This is a genomic window from Paenibacillus sp. SAFN-054, assembly GCF_051966755.1.
In the GTDB taxonomy this organism is placed as follows: Bacteria; Bacillota; Bacilli; order Paenibacillales; family Paenibacillaceae; genus Paenibacillus_AQ.
In genome coordinates this window covers 17,691-34,540 of record NZ_JBQCKS010000007.1, presented here as the reverse complement: position 1 = coordinate 34,540, position 16,850 = coordinate 17,691, and the positions used below count along the sequence as shown (strand labels likewise).

At 50.5% G+C, this 16,850-nt stretch carries 17 protein-coding genes; 13 read left to right on the top strand and 4 right to left on the bottom strand.

Annotation, left to right across the window (positions count from 1 at the left end; all coding sequences use genetic code 11):
- Positions 1-62: 62 nt before the first annotated feature.
- The 8 genes from ACTHPM_RS24780 to ACTHPM_RS24745 all read left to right on the top strand — a co-directional run bounded on the left by ACTHPM_RS24780 (position 63) and on the right by ACTHPM_RS24745 (position 10,423).
- The gene (locus tag ACTHPM_RS24780) at positions 63-1,235 is read left to right on the top strand and encodes a PP2C family protein-serine/threonine phosphatase (protein ID WP_440397849.1); all 1,173 of its coding nucleotides are present in this window, start codon (positions 63-65) and stop codon (positions 1,233-1,235) included.
- The gene (locus ACTHPM_RS24775) at positions 1,232-4,891 is read left to right on the top strand and encodes a response regulator (RefSeq protein WP_440397848.1); all 3,660 of its coding nucleotides are present in this window, start codon (positions 1,232-1,234) and stop codon (positions 4,889-4,891) included. The genes ACTHPM_RS24780 and ACTHPM_RS24775 overlap by 4 nt, the downstream gene beginning before the upstream one ends.
- A gap of 144 nt (positions 4,892-5,035) precedes the next feature.
- Positions 5,036-5,905 carry a CheR family methyltransferase gene (locus ACTHPM_RS24770; protein WP_440397847.1) on the top strand — a complete coding sequence of 290 codons (870 nt, stop codon included), beginning with the start codon at positions 5,036-5,038 and terminating at the stop codon, positions 5,903-5,905.
- A gap of 17 nt (positions 5,906-5,922) precedes the next feature.
- Positions 5,923-7,620, top strand: coding sequence for a response regulator (locus ACTHPM_RS24765; RefSeq protein ID WP_440397846.1), 1,698 nt, complete (start codon positions 5,923-5,925; stop codon positions 7,618-7,620).
- A 112-nt stretch (positions 7,621-7,732) separates the two neighbouring features.
- Positions 7,733-8,071 (top strand): STAS domain-containing protein, encoded by a 339-nt coding sequence (locus ACTHPM_RS24760; RefSeq protein WP_440421716.1) that lies wholly within the window; start codon positions 7,733-7,735, stop codon positions 8,069-8,071.
- A gap of 18 nt (positions 8,072-8,089) precedes the next feature.
- Complete coding sequence (gene rsbW, locus ACTHPM_RS24755) at positions 8,090-8,542, top strand: anti-sigma B factor RsbW (RefSeq protein ID WP_440397844.1); 453 nt, start codon at positions 8,090-8,092, stop codon at positions 8,540-8,542.
- Positions 8,539-9,309 (top strand): sigma-70 family RNA polymerase sigma factor, encoded by a 771-nt coding sequence (locus ACTHPM_RS24750; protein WP_440397843.1) that lies wholly within the window; start codon positions 8,539-8,541, stop codon positions 9,307-9,309. Before rsbW ends, ACTHPM_RS24750 begins: the two co-directional genes overlap by 4 nt.
- A 130-nt stretch (positions 9,310-9,439) precedes the next feature.
- Positions 9,440-10,423, top strand: a complete 984-nt coding sequence (locus tag ACTHPM_RS24745; RefSeq protein WP_440397842.1) for a magnesium transporter CorA family protein — start codon at positions 9,440-9,442, stop codon at positions 10,421-10,423.
- A gap of 103 nt (positions 10,424-10,526) precedes the next feature.
- On the opposite strand, the gene ACTHPM_RS24740 is transcribed toward ACTHPM_RS24745, so the two are convergent.
- The 3 genes from ACTHPM_RS24740 to ACTHPM_RS24730 all read right to left on the bottom strand — a co-directional run bounded on the left by ACTHPM_RS24740 (position 10,527) and on the right by ACTHPM_RS24730 (position 11,702).
- Entirely contained in the window at positions 10,527-10,850 is a 324-nt protein-coding gene (locus ACTHPM_RS24740; RefSeq protein WP_440397841.1) for a DUF5665 domain-containing protein, read from the bottom strand.
- A 150-nt stretch (positions 10,851-11,000) separates the two neighbouring features.
- Entirely contained in the window at positions 11,001-11,408 is a 408-nt protein-coding gene (locus tag ACTHPM_RS24735; RefSeq protein WP_440397840.1) for a YtxH domain-containing protein, read from the bottom strand.
- A gap of 36 nt (positions 11,409-11,444) precedes the next feature.
- Positions 11,445-11,702: a GlsB/YeaQ/YmgE family stress response membrane protein gene (locus ACTHPM_RS24730; protein WP_440397839.1), complete on the bottom strand. Its 258-nt coding sequence runs from the start codon at positions 11,700-11,702 to the stop codon at positions 11,445-11,447.
- A 306-nt stretch (positions 11,703-12,008) separates the two neighbouring features.
- On the opposite strand from ACTHPM_RS24730, the gene ACTHPM_RS24725 reads away from it, so the two are divergent.
- Positions 12,009-13,025 (top strand): asparaginase, encoded by a 1,017-nt coding sequence (locus ACTHPM_RS24725; RefSeq protein WP_440397838.1) that lies wholly within the window; start codon positions 12,009-12,011, stop codon positions 13,023-13,025.
- A 231-nt stretch (positions 13,026-13,256) separates the two neighbouring features.
- Positions 13,257-13,991 (top strand): pirin family protein, encoded by a 735-nt coding sequence (locus ACTHPM_RS24720; protein WP_440397837.1) that lies wholly within the window; start codon positions 13,257-13,259, stop codon positions 13,989-13,991.
- A 100-nt stretch (positions 13,992-14,091) separates the two neighbouring features.
- Here ACTHPM_RS24720 and ACTHPM_RS24715 read toward each other — a convergent pair whose 3' ends face one another.
- On the bottom strand, positions 14,092-14,316 hold the full coding sequence (locus ACTHPM_RS24715; protein WP_440397836.1) for a DUF1128 domain-containing protein: 225 nt from the start codon (positions 14,314-14,316) through the stop codon (positions 14,092-14,094).
- 169 nt (positions 14,317-14,485) lie between these two features.
- On the opposite strand from ACTHPM_RS24715, the gene yyaC reads away from it, so the two are divergent.
- The 3 genes from yyaC to ACTHPM_RS24700 all read left to right on the top strand — a co-directional run bounded on the left by yyaC (position 14,486) and on the right by ACTHPM_RS24700 (position 16,847).
- The gene (gene yyaC / locus ACTHPM_RS24710; RefSeq protein WP_440397835.1) at positions 14,486-15,067 is read left to right on the top strand and encodes a spore protease YyaC; all 582 of its coding nucleotides are present in this window, start codon (positions 14,486-14,488) and stop codon (positions 15,065-15,067) included.
- Between the two features lie 96 nt (positions 15,068-15,163).
- Entirely contained in the window at positions 15,164-15,949 is a 786-nt protein-coding gene (locus ACTHPM_RS24705) for an alpha/beta fold hydrolase (RefSeq protein ID WP_440397834.1), read from the top strand.
- A 244-nt stretch (positions 15,950-16,193) separates the two neighbouring features.
- Positions 16,194-16,847 carry a DUF6483 family protein gene (locus ACTHPM_RS24700; RefSeq protein ID WP_440397833.1) on the top strand — a complete coding sequence of 218 codons (654 nt, stop codon included), beginning with the start codon at positions 16,194-16,196 and terminating at the stop codon, positions 16,845-16,847.
- The last annotated feature ends 3 nt before the right edge of the window (positions 16,848-16,850 follow it).

Sequence of the window (16,850 nt, the reverse complement as noted above, 5' to 3'; positions counted from 1 at the left end):
TTATATAGTGTATATAGAGAGATTTCATAAAACTCAAATTCATAGATCGTAAGGAGAGTGTTATGAGAATATTAATCGTTGACGACAATCCGACGAATGTCATTATTATTCGGGAAATTTTGAAAAAAGAAAATTACCGAGATATAGAAACCGCTTCGTCTGCCAGAGGAATGTTTGAACACTTGGGCGTAGAAGGCTATGCCACCGAACCGAAGCAGGCCAAGCATGTGAATATTGATTTGATTCTGCTCGACATGATGATGCCGGAGATGGACGGAATCGAGGCTTGCCGCCTTATTCAGCATTATGAGCATCTGAAGGATATTCCGATCATCATGGTAACGGCGGTGGGGGATTCCAAAAAACTGGCCGAGGCGCTCGATGCCGGGGCGGTCGATTATGTCACGAAGCCGATCAACAAGGTGGAGCTGATGGCCAGAATCCGGCTCGCCCTGCGGCTGAAGCAAGAGAATGATTGGCATAAGGAGCGGGACCAGCGCATTCAGGATGAGCTGAAGCTGGCTGCGCTTGTTCAGAATGCCGTGCTCAGCCCTGCGATCGAGGACGATACGTTTGAAGTTCACGCCATCTACCAGCCCTCCGCTGAACTTGCCGGCGACTTGTATGCCTGGTATCCGCTCGGGGGCGGAAGATACGGCGTGATTTTGCTGGATATGATGGGTCATGGCATTTCTTCCTCGCTGTTTACGATGTTCATTGCATCAGTGCTGAAGGATACAGTCACGACATACGTCGAGCCCGAAAAGGTCATCCAGGAGCTCAACCGCCGGTTTAACCAGCTTTATATCGAAAACCAGCTCGTCCAGTATTATTTTACCGCGATCTATCTGGTGGTGGACACCGTGGTAAAGCGAATCGACTACGTGAATGCGGGGCATCCGCCTGCGCTGTTTTTCCAGGGAGAAGAACGCGTTGTCATGCTGGATAAGGCCTGCTGCCCGGTCGGGCTGTTTGACAAAATGGAGATCGAGCCCCAGACGCTGTATTACGAAGGCGAAGGGCATATCGCGCTCTATACGGACGGCCTGCTCGAGCTTGTGCAGGGCGAGCATGAGGATCAGGTGAATTTCCTGGTGAATCATCTGAAAGATTCCCATCAGTGGGATGAGGATAAAATGTTCAAGGCGTTTTTCGAGGACAACGGAACGCAGGAGCGTGAAGACGATAAATGCCTGGTGTGGATTTCATTAAAAGAGGGGGAGCCTGCTGAATGAAGTTAAAATCCAAGCTGATCATCGGATTCGGCGCGCTCATGGCTATTTTGATCGTGCTGACCATGGTCGGTTATGACCGTTTAAATTATATGAACAAACAGCTGGACCAGGTTTACCAGGAACGGTACTTAAAGGTTAGATATTCCAGCGGTGTACGCGGAGAAGTAAACAACATTTCGCGGCTGCTTGTCAATTCCATGCTCAACCAATCGAATAACCTGGGCGAGGCAAAGGACCAGATCAAGGCCATGATTGCAAACGGAGATCAGAATTTGGCCAAGCTGATCGCGAGCACCGACTCGCCGGAGGAGAAACAAATGCTGAACCGGGTTCAAAGTGCCTGGGAAGGCTATAAGACGTATGAAGAGAAGCAAATGGCCTTTGTTGATCAAGGACTGTGGGATCAGGCGAACCTCTATCGGAATACGAGCGGCTTGTCCCTTCAGATGGAAGCTCTGGACAGCATGAATGAGCTGGCTTCGTTCCAGGACTTGCAGATCGACAGTGAAATCAAAAATGTCAAAGCAAGCTATAACCGTTCGATCCAAATCACGACGGCGATCATGATCGCAGGGCTTCTGCTGGGACTTGCCGTCATTATGTGGGTAATCCCGAGCATCACCAAGGGACTCAATGTCGTATCGATGATGATCAGCAGCTTTGGCAAGGGCCGGATCAAGACGATCCGCCGCATCAAGGTAACCTCGAAGGACGAAATCGGGCAGATCGCCAATGTGTTCAAGGAAATGGCCGAGGATCTGGACGAGAAGCAGCAGCTGGAGCTCAGCTATTTGCAGGCTCAGAAAGACCAGAACTGGCTGAACTCGAACGTAAGCCAGATTACCGAGCTGCTGCGCGGCCTGAATTCCAGGCAGCAGGTTTCCCAGGCGTTCATCAGCGAATTCACTCCTGTATTGGGTGCTTCTTATGGGGCAATCTATATCCATGACGAAGACAAGGAGCCGAACAAGCTGGTCCTGAACGGGACCTACGCCGGTGAGGGGGTCAGCGTGGAGGAGAAACTGGAAGTAGGCGAAGGCCTCATCGGCCAGAGCGCAATGGACCGTAAGACGATTATGATGGAGGTTCCCGAGAATTACCTTGCAGTTTCCTCCGCTTTCGGCCAAGCAAAGCCCGCCCATCTCATGATTCAACCCGTGGTGTTTGAAGAGGAACTGCTCGGCGTGATTGAAATAGCCGCATTCGAGCCGTTCACGGAGCTGCAGCAGCAGCTGTTCTCCCAGCTGGGAATGAATCTCGGCATCGTGATTAACAACATCAACCGCAGATTGCGGGTCGAGGAGCTTCTGCGCGAATCCCAGGCTCTGACTGAAGAGCTCCAATGCCAGTCGGAAGAGCTCCAGACGCAGCAGGAGGAGCTGAGACGCTCGAACGAGAACCTCGAGGAACAGACCGAGGCACTGAAGAATTCCGAGGATCTGCTGCAGCGCCAGCAGGAGGAGCTCGAGCATTTCAATACCGAGCTGATCGCCAAGACACGTGCGCTCGAAGAGCAAATGCAGCAGCTCGAAGAAAAGAATATCGAAGTCGAGGACGCCAAGTCCAAGCTGGAGCAGCAGGCGATGCAGCTTGCGGTGACCAGCAAATACAAGTCGGAATTTTTGGCCAACATGTCGCATGAGCTGCGCACGCCGCTTAACAGCTTGCTGATCCTGTCGCAGCTTCTGGCCGAGAATAAGGACGGCAACCTGAATGACAAGCAGACCGAATACGCCCATACGATTTACATGTCGGGGGCGGACCTGCTCAAGATGATCGATGAAATTCTGGACTTGTCCAAGGTAGATGCCGGTAAGATGGAGATCAACCGTGAAGAGGTTCCGATCAAGGATTGGAAAGGCTTCGTGAATCAGAACTTCATGCCGATGGCGAACAAGAAGCAGTTAGCGCTGAAGGTCAGCTATGAGGCGGATCTGCCGGAGTCGATCGTTACGGACGGATACCGCGTGAAGCAGATCATCCGCAACTTGCTGTCCAATGCGTTTAAATTTACGACCCAAGGATCTATATCCTTTCATGTCAAACGGGCGGATTCCGGCAAGCTGCCTCCATATTTGAACCGTTCGAAGCCATATCTGGCTTTGGCCGTGAAGGATACCGGAATCGGCATTCCGAAGGATAAGACCGAGCTTATATTCGAAGCGTTCCAACAGGTCGACGGCACGACAAGCCGCAAGTATGGCGGCACGGGGCTGGGCTTATCCATCAGCCGTGAACTGTCGAGATTGCTTGGCGGCGGCATCGAGCTTCAGTCGGTCGAAGGAGAAGGCAGCTGCTTTACCCTGTACCTGCCGCTCATCTCTCCCGATGCGTCAGCCGGCGCTCAAGCGGAGGCGGCGGTATCGGCCGAGCTGATATTGCCTGAACAAACGGTCTCAAGCAAGAAGCAGCAGCCGGAGAACAGCAGCGAGACGATCGCGGCCGTTCCGATGGAAGATGACCGGAACCATATTGGCGATAAGGATAAAGTGCTCCTTATTATCGAGGATGACGTCAATTTTGCGAATATTTTGCTGGATATGGCCAGAGGCCGCGGCTTCAAGGGATTAGTCGCGCTGCAGGGGGATGTCGGCCTCAAAATGGCGCAGTCCTACCTGCCGGATGCCATTATTCTGGATATTCAGCTGCCGGTAATGGACGGATGGTCCATCCTCGGCGAATTGAAGAGCGACTCGGCCACCCGCCACATCCCGGTACACATCGTATCGGTCGTGGATGAGGTAAAGCAGGGGCTGAAGATGGGCGCGATCGCTTATCTGAAGAAGCCTTCCTCCAAGTCAGCCCTGGAAAGAGCGTTCTCCCATATGGAGTCTTATACGGATCATTCGGTGAAGCATCTGCTGATTGTCGAGGATGATGACATCCAGCGCCGCTCAATCATCGAATTAATCGATCATGATGACGTGGCGATTACGGCCGTATCCACTGGCAAGGAGGCGCTGAACGAGCTCCGGAAGCAGCGTTATGACAGCATGGTGCTGGACCTGATGCTAAGCGACATGACCGGATTCGAGCTGCTGGATCAAATCCAGCAGGACGAGGAGCTGGAGGATCTGCCGATCATCATTTACACGGGCAAGGATCTGGACAGTAAAGAGGAAATGAGACTGCGCAAATATGCCGAATCCATCATCATCAAGGACGTGAAATCACCGGAACGCCTGCTCGATGAGACGACGCTGTTCCTGCACCGGGTGGAGGCGAATCTGCCGGAGGATAAGCGTAAAATTCTGCAGAAGCTTCACAACAAGGAAGTCCTGTTTGAAGGCAAACGAATTTTGCTGGTCGATGACGACATCCGTAACGTCTTTGCCCTGTCCAGCGTGCTGGAAGGCTATGAAATGGACGTTACATTTGCCGAGAACGGCCGTGAGGCCATCGACATTTTGAATAGCGGGAAGCCGTTTGACCTCGTCCTGATGGATATGATGATGCCGGAAATGGACGGTTACGAGGCGATGCGCCTGATCCGCCAGCAGCCGGAGTTCCATAAGCTTCCGATTATCGCGCTGACGGCCAAAGCCATGAAAGAGGACCGTTCCAAGTGTATTGAAGCCGGCGCATCGGATTATGTCAAAAAACCGATTCAAACCGAGCAGCTTCTCTCCTTAATGCGGGTTTGGTTGTATTCGTAAACTTCATATTTGGGTAATAGATTATAATTAGGAACGTTGCACACATGCTAAGACGAACCATCTTAATAATTAAAGACTGTATTTACGAAATAGATTGTAAGTGTTGTTATGACCGTAACAGGAAAGAAACCGGGAGGAACGTGAATGGATTTTTGCAAATCAGATGATTATGATGACAGCTTGCCGGAGACCGGCGATCGGGAGCGCGAGTATATTGAACTTGAGCTGCTGCTGGAAGGAGTACACCGGCTTTACGGTTACGATTTCCGAAATTACGCGCTTCCTTCGCTGCGGCGGCGAATATGGCATTTCATCCATTCGGAGAATTTAAAGACGATCTCCGCCCTGCAGGAAAGGGTGCTCCATCAAAGGCCGGTATTTGAACGAATGGTTCATAATTTATCAATTCCGGTGACGGAAATGTTTAGAGATCCTGGACTCTTCCTGACGTTCAGGAAGAAAATCGTACCGCTGCTCCGCACCTATCCGTATATCCGGATATGGCATGCAGGCTGCTCGACAGGCGAAGAGGTGTATTCCATGGCGATTCTGCTGCACGAAGAAGGCCTTTACGACAAGGCGAGGATTTATGCAACGGACATGAATGACCGCTCACTGGAAACGGCCAAGCAGGGGATATTCGGCATCGAGAAAATGAAGCTGTACACGAAAAACTACATCGAGGCGGGGGGGACCCGGTCCTTTTCAGAATATTACACGGCGAAATACAATTCGGTAATCTTTAAGCCGTTTTTGCAAAAAAACATCATTTTCGCGGAGCATAATCTGGCAACCGATCGTTCTTTTAACGAATTCAACGTTATTTTCTGCCGGAACGTGATGATATATTTTAACGATACGCTTCGAGACCAAGTTCATGGGCTGTTTCATGAAAGTTTAAGCCGTTTCGGTATTCTGGTTCTCGGATCGAAAGAGTCCATTCAATTTACGGAATATAGTGATTGCTATGAACCGCTGGACCGAGTGGAGAAAATATACCGAAAGATTAAATAGAGTAATGGGAGGATTCCATGGGGGTTCAAGAACCGATTCATATATTGTTGGTAGATGACCGTCCCGAGAACTTGCTTGCCCTGGAAGCCGTGCTGGAGAGCGAGCAGTACATTCTGGTGAAGGCAACGTCAGGTGAGGAGGCGCTGCGCTGTCTTTTGAAAGATGAGTTTGCCGTGATCGTCCTGGATGTCCAAATGCCGGGAATGGACGGGATCGAAACAGCAAAGCTTATTAAGGCGAGGGACAAGACGAAGGACATTCCGATTATTTTTATTTCGGCAAACAGCAAGGAAGCGGAGCATCTGTTCGCAGGCTACTCCGCGGGTGCCATCGATTACATGGTGAAGCCTTTTATTCCGCAGATTCTGAAGTCGAAGATCGAAGGCTTCGTGGAAATGTACCTGACGAACAAAAAGCATAAAACGCAGTCCATGCTGCTTCAGCAGAAGACGCAGGAGCTGGAGAAGATTAACCATGAGCTGGTGAAGGCCAAGGAAGCGGCAGAAATCGCAGCCAAAGCAAAGACGGAGTTTCTTGCGATGATGAGTCACGAGATCCGTACGCCGATGAACGGCGTCATCGGGATGGTGGATCTGCTGATGGAGACTGACCTGAAGGAAGAGCAGAAGGAATACTCGGAGATTATCCGCAGAAGTGCCGATGCACTCGTGACGGTAATCAATGACATTCTGGATTTCACCAAGATGGAATCGGGAAAAATGGAGCTGGAGGAGCATCCTTTTGATCTGCAGAACTGCATTCAGGAAGTTTTCAGCCTGTTCTCCGTCGAGGCCGGCAAAAAGAATCTGGAGCTGGTATATTTCATCGATGAGCATATTCCGCATGTCGTCTTCGGCGATATGGCCAGACTGCGCCAGGTGCTGATCAATCTGATCGCCAATGCCGTCAAGTTCACGCATCAGGGTGGCGTGTATCTGATGGTTTCTCCGAAAGGGCTGTCCGGTGAAGCCATTGATATCGAATTTGCCGTCAAGGATACCGGCATCGGCATCTCTGCGGATAAGATAGATCGCCTCTTTCAGCCCTTCTCCCAGCTGGATTCCTCCATGACTCGGAAATACGGCGGTACAGGTCTTGGCCTCGCCATCTGCAAATCCCTCGTCGAAATGATGGGCGGGGATATCCGGGTCGACTCCTCCGAAGAAAAGGGAGCTACCTTCGTCTTTAATATTGTCGTAAAGGAGCCGGAGCAGGATGAGTGCATGAGCGGCCGATGCGACGAACTCCGCCTTCAGGTCAAACGGGACAAGGATGCCCCGCCGGATATTCTCGTTGTGGATGACCATCCGGTCAACCAGAAGCTGATGGTCAGCATGCTGGGTAAGCTGGGCCTCAAAGCCGATGTGGCTGAAGACGGGAAACAAGCCGTCGAGAAGGCGAAGGCCGGTCCGGGCTACCATTTTATTTTCATGGATCTGCAAATGCCGGTCATGGACGGGCTGGAGGCCACGGAAATCATTCGGCAGCAGCAGACGTCTAATCGCAAGCCGGTCATTATTGCAATGACAGCCAACGTCATGGAAGGCATCCAAACCCGCTGCAGGGAGGCGGGAATGGACGACTACATCAGTAAACCTGTCAAAATGAGCAGTGTTAAACAGGTGCTCACCCGCTATCCCGCACCCTTATCCCGCGAAACCATGCAGACAGCGAATATACCGAGCCATCAGGCGGAGGAAAACATTACCTCGTAAATATAAGGCGGCGCGTGATTCAAGCGCATGCGTTTAGGGTTATTTGATAAAGAAAACAAATATATAAACTGAACCTTTCGAAGTTCAATTTATTTATCGGGAGAGAATGTCTATGAATACAAATAAAAACGAGAAATTCGTTGCAACAACAGAACGAAATGAAGGATCTTGCACCGTGTACCTGAGTGGAGAGCTGGATTTATCCGTTGCTCCCGACTTCAGGCTTGTCATGGAACCGCTCGTAGGGGATTCTGAACTTGATTTGATTATCAACATGAGGGATTTGAAATATATCGATAGCACCGGTATCGGTATCCTGCTGTCGATTCTGAAGGCGAGACACGGAATGGACGCCCGCTTCGTGGTGGACGAGGTGCTTTCCCAAATCCAAAAGCTGTTCGATATGACGGGTATCGCCAAGTTTTTCAGCCCTAATCAGAATTCCCAATAGGAAAGGATCGAAGAAAGTATGAATGCTGAAGTGCAAAGAGTCGTTATCTCTCTACCAGCCCAAGCTGATTATGTAGATATTGTCAGACTGAATTTATATGGAATTGCTTCTAAAATGGGCTTTTCCTATGAGGATATTGAAGATATGAAAGTTGCCGTGTCGGAAGCTTGCAACAACTCGGTGCTTTACGCTTACAGCCAGCAGGACGGTATGGTTGAAGTGGCGTTTGAAGTCAATCGGGATTTGTTGTCCATCACGGTAAAGGACGAAGGGGAAAGTTTTGAACGTGTCACTCCAAGCACGAGCGGCGCCACGCTTCATAACAAAGACTTGCATGACGTGGAGATCGGCGGGCTTGGCTTCTATCTGATGGAAGCTCTCATGGATGAGGTTAGCATAGAGAATGAAGCTGGGCGTGGAACCAAGGTCGTCATGTCCAAACGCCTCATGAGAAGTGAGGAGAAGGTATGAACGATCACGTGACTCCCCCTGAGTCCATGAGCGAGGCTGTCGGCCTGATCTGGGAATACCAGCAGACCAAAGACAACGAAATCGCTACCGTTCTAATCAAGAAATATGAACCCATGGTGAAAATGGCTGCAGGCAAAATTGCCCGCAACCGTCCGGATTTATATGAGGATTTGTATCAGGTCGGCCAGATGGCGCTGATTCGTTTGCTTCAGCAATACGATATCAGCCTGGGAATTCCTTTTGAGCCCTATGCCATGAAAAGCATGATCGGCCATATGAAAAATTTCCTCCGCGATAAATCCTGGTACATCCAGGTGCCGCGGCGTATCAAGGAAAAAGGAGCGCTCGTTCAGCATGCGATCGATGAATTGACGGTCAAGCTGGAGCGTTCTCCGAATGTGGATGAAATTGCCGAATACCTTGATCTGTCAGCGGAAGAAACGGTAGAAGTGCTCGCCGGACGCGAATGCTATCACTACGTTTCTCTGGATTCTCCCCTTTCACAGGAAGAGACCGGAGCCACTCTCGGTGAACTCATCAGTTCTGATGTGAATGATTACGATTCTGTCGAGAAAAGAATGGATCTGCAGCAGGCTCTCAGCCAGTTGAAGGAACAGGAGCAAAAAGTGCTTCTGCTTGCTTTCCAGGATGGGGAATCCCAGCGTTCCATTGCCCAGAAACTGGGCGTTTCGCAGATGAGCGTATCAAGAATTCAGAAGAGAGCCACCGAAAAACTGAAAGAAATCATGTCTAACTCATCTATATGAAGGACAAGCTTCCTGTATGCAATGTGCTCATGACCGGAAGTTCGTAAGGACACGCCATGTTCTCGTCGAGAATATGCTGCGTGTCCTTTTATCATGGAATATACCATTTGAAATGGAAGGAGCAGAGCCGATGACAAAGGAGAATTCACCCGCATACGTGAACAATATATTGTCTTTTGCCGGCCACTGGCAGTGGTATGATATTTGTTTTGAAGGTGATACCTGCGAAGTGCTGCGAGATCTGGAGGAACAGTTTCCGATCATGAAAGAGTGGATCAACGTGATTCCGAAGGTCGGGGAAAACTATATATCGGTTCGCTTTCCGAATGGGGTGGATGCCGTTATTTTTGGTACGCTGCCGTATTCCATCAAAGACGAAGTCACGGACAGCGGCCATGTAGACAGGGTTCACTTTTTCGTTCAGCGCGACCTTCTGGTGACGATCAATCTGGATCAGAACACGAGGGAGATTATGGCCACGCCCGAGCGCACCGCGATGCTGCATCAGTGTCAGCATGCCGCGGACGGCATGTTTGTACTGGCCCGGACCCTTTTACATTATTTCCATAGGGGCCTCGATTTGTTTGAAGCCAACCTGCGGGAAATTGAACGAGCGATGGAACTGGACAATCAGCGCAATTTAATGGATAGGATCCTCAGCTCGCGTTTCGTGCTGCTGTACTGGAGCAACATGTTCACCCCGTTCGAGGAGTTTTTAGCTGCGGCCAAGGAAGGGTATCTCGATAAGCTGGAGAAAAGCCGGCCCTTCATGCAGCTCGTGCACCGGATGGAGCGCATGGACCGGGCTTTCCGGCATTATGAAGACGAGATCGATACGCTGATCGCAATTGATGATGCGGTATCCGCATTCCGAGGCAATGAGATTATGAAAACCTTGACGATTTTGACGGCTATCTTTACGCCGGCGACGGTGGTAGGCGCGATATGGGGCATGAATTTTGATAATTTGCCTGCCATCAAAACACCTTGGGGATTTATAGGAGTCATGGTGGGAACCTTTATGTTCAGCGGCGGCATGTATTGGTGGATGCACCGCAAAGGTTGGACGGGGGACTTGCTTCGGGTCAGATCCAAAAAAAATTCAAAAATATGAGGCGTTTCTGCGCAAACAAAGCCGGAAGGATTCTGAACGTTCAGAATTCTTCCGGCTTTAATCTTGCTTCGTCTGGCAGGACCTCATACGGATTCCGCGCAGTTTACTCTTTGTAAGCATCAATGTATTGCTGAAGCTGGGCTATGTAATCGCCAATGACCGGCATGCTGACGAACAAACTCAGAATGTAGCCCAGAAGCCCCAGCACCACGAATGTTCCAACAGACAGGCCGAGCCCGCGTGCCAGGCCGGAAGTGAAGTTGGAGACCAGTCTTTTTTTAGTACTCGAATAGTTCTCGATAATGTCCTTAACCTGGGACTTTTCAAGTGAATCGGCAATCTGGTCCAAGCGTTTATTCAATCTCTTGACCTCATGCCGCAGTTCGAACGGATGTTCATCGACATTATAGGGGTTTGCTTTGCTCACGGTTCATCCCTGCTTTCTTTCGGCGTTCAAGGCAGCCGATGTAGTAGTCTTGGCGCAAAAACAGCCAGCTTGGACAGCTGGCTGTTTACGGGAATAGTCCATCTTGGTTTGACGGAATTAAAGTTTGGCTTGCCAGTACCCCTTTAGTTCCTAGAAAGATGTCTTATTCATTTCTTTGCGAACATCACGGGAAGCATCTTCCGAAGCCTCCTTGATGTCCTTGGAAGCATCCTTCGCGTCATCCGCTACATCTGCGGAAGCCTGTTTGACGCTTTCCATAATGCTGCTCTTGCCTTCGGATACCGACTTGGCCAGCTCTGTCGTTTTGGAAGTTACGGATTTAGCCAGATCGGTAGCTTTTTCGCCGACGACAGAGGCAACTTCTTTGGATTTGTCCGTCATGGTGCTGAGTTTCTCAGACAAATCGCCGCGCAGTTCATGACCAGGCTTCGGAGCGAAGAGCAAGGCTGCTGCCGCACCGATCAAACCGCCGATGAGTGCTCCTTTAAAAAATGTGCTGCCACTTTGTACCGGATATTCAGTTTCTGCTTTATTCATCTGAAATCACTCCTTATTCTTAGTTCATATTTATAATTAGGTGGAACGTGTAAACAATCTGCTGATGAGACCAAGAAGAAATACGAAGATTGCGGTCCCTAGAATTGCCGGGATGACAGCGAAGTTTCCGAGATGAGGACCCCAGTCTCCGAACAACCAAGCGCCTACCCAAGCACCTACAAAGCCAGCGACCATGGCACCTAGGATACCTCCTGGCATGTTATGCCCAACGAGTGCATCACCGATAATCCCAATGATGACGGCCATAACGATGGTGATGATAATTGCCCACATGTGGATCGCCTCCCTTTCTTTTAGGATGAAGATGAGTTGTACTCGCTCTTGCTTACTTCGTATTTAAACGAGAGAGAAACGCCTGAATCAATTTAAACGAGAATGAGAGTAAAATAAAGATAATCAAAGAATAACGAATAATACGCTAGTATTTATTGATATAACGTCTATATTCGGAACTTTACAAAAGTGTACTGTTATACTTTCTGGCTGCGAATTCATGCAATCTTCCATAAAGTAGCCTTTATACTCATCCCAATAAGTTGTATGATAAAAAAGCGATAAGCTATAAGGAGAGATGGTTCAATGGATTCGCTGCTAATCAAGGAATACCGCGCGGGCATTATGGAATGCGCGCATCATGGACATATAAGCATCATCAATGATCAAGGGCAAGTTGAGGCATCAGCCGGGGATCCCGATTTCGTGACGTTTACCCGCTCGGCGGCCAAACCGCTTCAAGCCATTCCTGCGATTCGCGGAGGCATCGTGTCTTACTACGGGCTCACCGAGAAGGAAATTGCAATTATGACCGCTTCCCATCTGGCTCAGCCGGATCATGTGGAAGTGCTGGAGAGCATCATGTTAAAGACAGGCCTGACGGAAAAGGAACTGGTTTGCGCGCCGAGCTACCCGCTTGACGATGAGAACAGGGAAAGGGTGCTGCGCCATGAAGGCAGCAAGCGGCGTGTATATCATAATTGCTCTGGCAAGCATCTGGGCGTTCTGGCATACTGCAAAATGAAAGGTTACCCCCTCGAAGGATACGAAGAACCGGAGCATCCGGTGCAGCAGGAGATTATCGGGACGGTGGCGATGATGTGCGGAATGGAGCCCCAGCAGATCCACCTCGGCACGGATGGCTGCGGCTTTCCCGTCTTCGGGCTTCCGCTGTCCGCTATGGCTGCTGCGTACCTCAAGCTGGCCTGTCCGGAGCTGATCGCGGATGAAGCGACACGGGAGGCGGTCGAGATCATCACCCGGGCTATGAACACCTATCCGCAAATGGTGGGGGGCAGCGGCCGTGTCGACTCCCTGATTCTGCGGGATCCGAATATCGTGGCCAAAGGCGGCTTCAAAGGCGTATACTGTTTTGGGCTTAAAAAGGAACGCCTCGGCGTTGCTCTTAAGGTGCTGGACGGATCGGAAGAGGAGTGGGGCTGGATCGTGGAATCGATTTTGAACCAGATTGGCTATGGCAACAAAGAGCTCATGGAACAAATGAATAAAGCTTTTACTCACCATATTTATAACGACGCGGGCAAGCATGTCGGACATGCCGAGGCCGTATTTCAATTGCATGAAGGCTCTGCGGCGGTCTAAAAGCAGAAGGACCAGGTAACAGAGTATCAGGTCAAACAGGCTGGCAAGAATATGCGGATTTGGAGTCCGGCCCATATATGGAAGAAAAGCAATCCCCCCATGCAAGACTGGGGGGATTTTTGCTGTGTTCCAGCCGCTACCAAATGATTAAGCCTTATAGGTTGGGGGTAAGAATTACGTATTCAAGATCAAGTTTTACAATATAAAGTTGCTCATGGAGGTGGATGTAAAATGATTAAAGTAGTGACTTCAGCAGAACGTCATACATCGGAGAAGGAGTGGATCCATAGCGAATTCAGCTTCTCTTTTGCCGACTACGATGATCCAAGCAATGCGCATTTTGGATGTCTGCTCGCTCATAATGATAACCAGTTAAGTCCGAAACAAGGCTTTAAGAAACATCCTCATCATGATTTGGAAATCGTCAGCTATGTCATATCCGGAACACTTGAGCATAATGATGACCTTGGAAACGTCACCCGAATTCCAGCAGGAACGGCACAGGTGATGAGTGCGGGCACGGGAATCAACCATTCAGAGACGAACCCGTCCGAAGACGAGCCGGTACGCTTTATGCAGATGTGGTTTTTGCCCTCGCGCCCTGGTGTACAGCCATCTTGGAAATCCCGTCCGCTCTCGAGAGAGGAACGCTTAAACAAGCTGCAGCCTGTGGTAACCGGAAGCGGCGGAGCACCCGAAGCAGCCGGGGAGCAGCTGGAAATTCAGTCGGACGTTACGCTCTATATCCCCATTTTGGAGACCGGCCAAGAGATTGTCTTTGAGCAAAAAGAGGAGAGAAGAACTTATCTGTTTCTCATTTCGGGTCATCTTGAAATTGCCTGCAATGACGGAACGTTCCAGCTTGAACCGGGAGACGCTGCGCGGATTCGCAACAGCTGCGACCTTCAAATCAAGGGGACAAGCAGCGAAGGCGACGCGGAATTCGTGCTCGTGGATATCCCCTAGAATGGGCTGCCGTAAGAAAAAGCCCCCTGATGCGCCATCATTCGTACAAGTACGAACGAAAGGGACGCCAGGGGGCTTTTTTGGTGTACAGAAGCGGGAATTACTTGCTGCGGAGTCTTCCGAGTTCCGACACCAGAGCCTCCACTTCGGAAATGCTCAAATTGGACTTGCTGACCACCAGCTCATACACGTCGCGGATGTCCTCATATTGATCAACGGAGAATGCGGATGCGTTCATGGCAGCGCCGCTGGCCATTCTCAATCTGGTTTTAATCTGTTCAATCATATATTCAATATTTTCAGCGGTTTTTTGAGTCAAGTCCATGGGGACCATTCATCCTTTCCAGATTCTATTCTCTTAAAGCAGTTCGTCTATTTTATATATTGTAGCACGACTTTTCCCGTAATACAGGAAAATGATTTTTCTTACAGGCCGTTTTGCAGTAAAATCAAAAGAAAACGGCTGCGAAAGCAGCGTGGGAGGGCCGTTAGCCATGACGTTTCAAGACCCCCATCTGGTTCGGGGAATAGGAGGAAGCTCCAAAAAAATTCAGGCTGATGGACTCCGCGATTTCTTTGCGGACATCGGAAGCCGCTACAGGCTGGATCAAATAACCTTTCTGTGTATCGGCACGGACCGTTCGAGCGGAGATGCGCTGGGCCCGCTGACGGGCAGCGAGCTGCAGGCGTACGGTTTCCCGAGCGTTATTGGCACCCTGTCAGCCCCCTGTGATGCTTCTTCTTTAGAGGCCTGCATCGCGGCCATACCCGAAGGTCATATTGTCATCGCTGTGGATGCCTGCCTCGGGCAATCCCATTCCGTCGGAAGCTTTCTGGTATCGGATGAACCGATTTTTCCAGCCCAATCCGTTGGACATGCGCTTCCGGCCGTCGGTCATTACAGCATCGCCGCTGTCGTGAATGTCAAAGGTCCGAAGCCTTATGCAACGCTTCAAATGACATCGCTCTTTCATGTCATGAGCATGGCCGGCCAAATCGCATCCTCGGCAGCGGGTGCATTCGGACTTGGTTCCCAAGTTCAGGGTTTCCGTTTCAACGGGTGGCCTTTGGCTTAATATATACATAATAAACTTCAAGATTCTGATGAACTCCGAAATGGTATCAAGGCGATCTGAAATATTAATTCGATATAAAGAAAGAAGGATATCACCATGGAAAAAGTACTTTGCGACGGATACACGCTTTGCTATGCCGAACAGGGACAGGGAGATCCGATCGTGCTTCTTCACGGTTTTTGCGGCAGCTCCGAATATTGGGATAAAGTCGTGCCGCTCTTGTCTGGCAGCTACCGCTGCATTGTGCCTGATCTGCGCGGACACGGACGTTCCGATGCTCCGCTCGGTGCTTATACCATCGAGCAGATGGCGGATGATGTCCTGAACCTGCTGGATGAACTGGACCTGCCGAAGGTGACGATGCTTGGCCACTCGCTGGGCGGTTATGTCACGCTATCCTTCGCTCAGCGCCATGCCTCCCGGCTGAACGGATTTGGTCTGATCCATTCCACGGGTTATCCGGATGACGAGGCAGGCAAAGAAAAACGTCTGAAGGCGGTTAGCACCATCCAGTCTGAAGGCATTACGGCCTTTATCGACGGCATGGTACCGGGCCTGTTCGCTCCGGACAGCTCCGAAGCGGGCGAGGCATTGATTTCGAAAGCAAAAGAAATCGGTTACATGACGCCTCCGCAAGGCGCAGCAGGCGTCTCGCTGGCTATGCGTGAACGCCCGGATCGCCGTGATGTGATCTCGGCCTCAACGCTGCCAGTACTGCTGGTGGCAGGGGAGAAGGATCAGATCATTCCGGCTGAAAAGGTATTTACAGCAGATCATCCGAATGTCACCCAGGCGACGATTCCGGGTGCCGGACATATGAGCTTGATGGAAGCGCCGGAGGAACTGGCAAAGGTTATCAAAACGTTCATGGATCAGGCCTAACCCGGAGGCGGTTCCTGCTCCTTACACTTCAGCAAGTGAAAACTTCATGATATTAATGAACAGCCGGAGACCCCTTAGCGGGGTTTCCGGTTTTTAACATTCCTGCGAATAACTTGTGCTTTTATAGCCCCCTTCCTGGCTCCTGCGCTGGCATTGGTCACCTGAATGGCTTACAATCAGTTAGAACACCGGCTCAAGTCGGAAAAATTGCCGCCAATGGCATGGGGGAGGACTGAAAAGCATCATGTTCAGGAAAGACTATTTGCTGCAGATGGTTGAAGATATGGTCGAAATGGTCGGCAAGGTTTTTGGCCTCAAGCAGCAGAAGAAATATGCCGAGGCTCTATGGGAAGTCGATGACCTGCTGAGCAAAAACTTCCGGTTGAACTCGAAGCTTTTGAATTCCCTGTCCACGGAGGATATGATAGAGATGTTTCGCCTGGGCGGCGCAATCGAGGCCGACAAGCTGCAGGGTATCGCCAGGCTTCTCCAGGAAGAAGGGGATATTTATCTTGATATGGAGCAAAAGGATGAAGGTCTGACGCGGCTCATGAAATCCCTTCACCTGTATCTCATTGCCGACCTTCATGGTGCAGACCATACGATGCTGAAGCTGCCGGAAAGGGTCGAGGAACTCAAGGCACAGACACGAGGCTACAGGCTGCCTGCCAAAACGGACAAGCTTTTGCTTGGTTACGAAGAGGAGCAGGGACGCTATGACGAAGCGGAAAACGCCCTGTATCGTCTCCTCGACCAGCATGAAATTACGGAAGAGGAAGGCTTGTCCTTCTATCAAAGACTTATGGAGCGGAGCGATGCCGAGCTGGCTGCAGGCGGCCTCCCGCGCGCCGAGGTGGAAGAGGGCGCAGACGGGCTGCGACGCAAAGTGGAAGGTTAGCTC

What these genes read in the sequence shown, in the direction of transcription:
- ACTHPM_RS24730 (WP_440397839.1), bottom strand. Translation starts at nt 11,702, where the DNA reads ATGTGGGCAATTATCATCACCATCGTTATGGCCGTCATCATTGGGATT.
- ACTHPM_RS24705 (WP_440397834.1), top strand. Translation starts at nt 15,164, where the DNA reads ATGGAAAAAGTACTTTGCGACGGATACACGCTTTGCTATGCCGAACAG.
- ACTHPM_RS24775 (WP_440397848.1), top strand. Translation starts at nt 1,232, where the DNA reads ATGAAGTTAAAATCCAAGCTGATCATCGGATTCGGCGCGCTCATGGCT.
- ACTHPM_RS24715 (WP_440397836.1), bottom strand. Translation starts at nt 14,316, where the DNA reads ATGGACTTGACTCAAAAAACCGCTGAAAATATTGAATATATGATTGAA.
- ACTHPM_RS24770 (WP_440397847.1), top strand. Translation starts at nt 5,036, where the DNA reads ATGGATTTTTGCAAATCAGATGATTATGATGACAGCTTGCCGGAGACC.
- ACTHPM_RS24745 (WP_440397842.1), top strand. Translation starts at nt 9,440, where the DNA reads ATGACAAAGGAGAATTCACCCGCATACGTGAACAATATATTGTCTTTT.
- ACTHPM_RS24725 (WP_440397838.1), top strand. Translation starts at nt 12,009, where the DNA reads ATGGATTCGCTGCTAATCAAGGAATACCGCGCGGGCATTATGGAATGC.
- yyaC (WP_440397835.1), top strand. Translation starts at nt 14,486, where the DNA reads ATGACGTTTCAAGACCCCCATCTGGTTCGGGGAATAGGAGGAAGCTCC.
- ACTHPM_RS24760 (WP_440421716.1), top strand. Translation starts at nt 7,733, where the DNA reads ATGAATACAAATAAAAACGAGAAATTCGTTGCAACAACAGAACGAAAT.
- ACTHPM_RS24700 (WP_440397833.1), top strand. Translation starts at nt 16,194, where the DNA reads ATGTTCAGGAAAGACTATTTGCTGCAGATGGTTGAAGATATGGTCGAA.
- ACTHPM_RS24780 (WP_440397849.1), top strand. Translation starts at nt 63, where the DNA reads ATGAGAATATTAATCGTTGACGACAATCCGACGAATGTCATTATTATT.
- rsbW (WP_440397844.1), top strand. Translation starts at nt 8,090, where the DNA reads ATGAATGCTGAAGTGCAAAGAGTCGTTATCTCTCTACCAGCCCAAGCT.
- ACTHPM_RS24750 (WP_440397843.1), top strand. Translation starts at nt 8,539, where the DNA reads ATGAACGATCACGTGACTCCCCCTGAGTCCATGAGCGAGGCTGTCGGC.
- ACTHPM_RS24735 (WP_440397840.1), bottom strand. Translation starts at nt 11,408, where the DNA reads ATGAATAAAGCAGAAACTGAATATCCGGTACAAAGTGGCAGCACATTT.
- ACTHPM_RS24765 (WP_440397846.1), top strand. Translation starts at nt 5,923, where the DNA reads ATGGGGGTTCAAGAACCGATTCATATATTGTTGGTAGATGACCGTCCC.
- ACTHPM_RS24720 (WP_440397837.1), top strand. Translation starts at nt 13,257, where the DNA reads ATGATTAAAGTAGTGACTTCAGCAGAACGTCATACATCGGAGAAGGAG.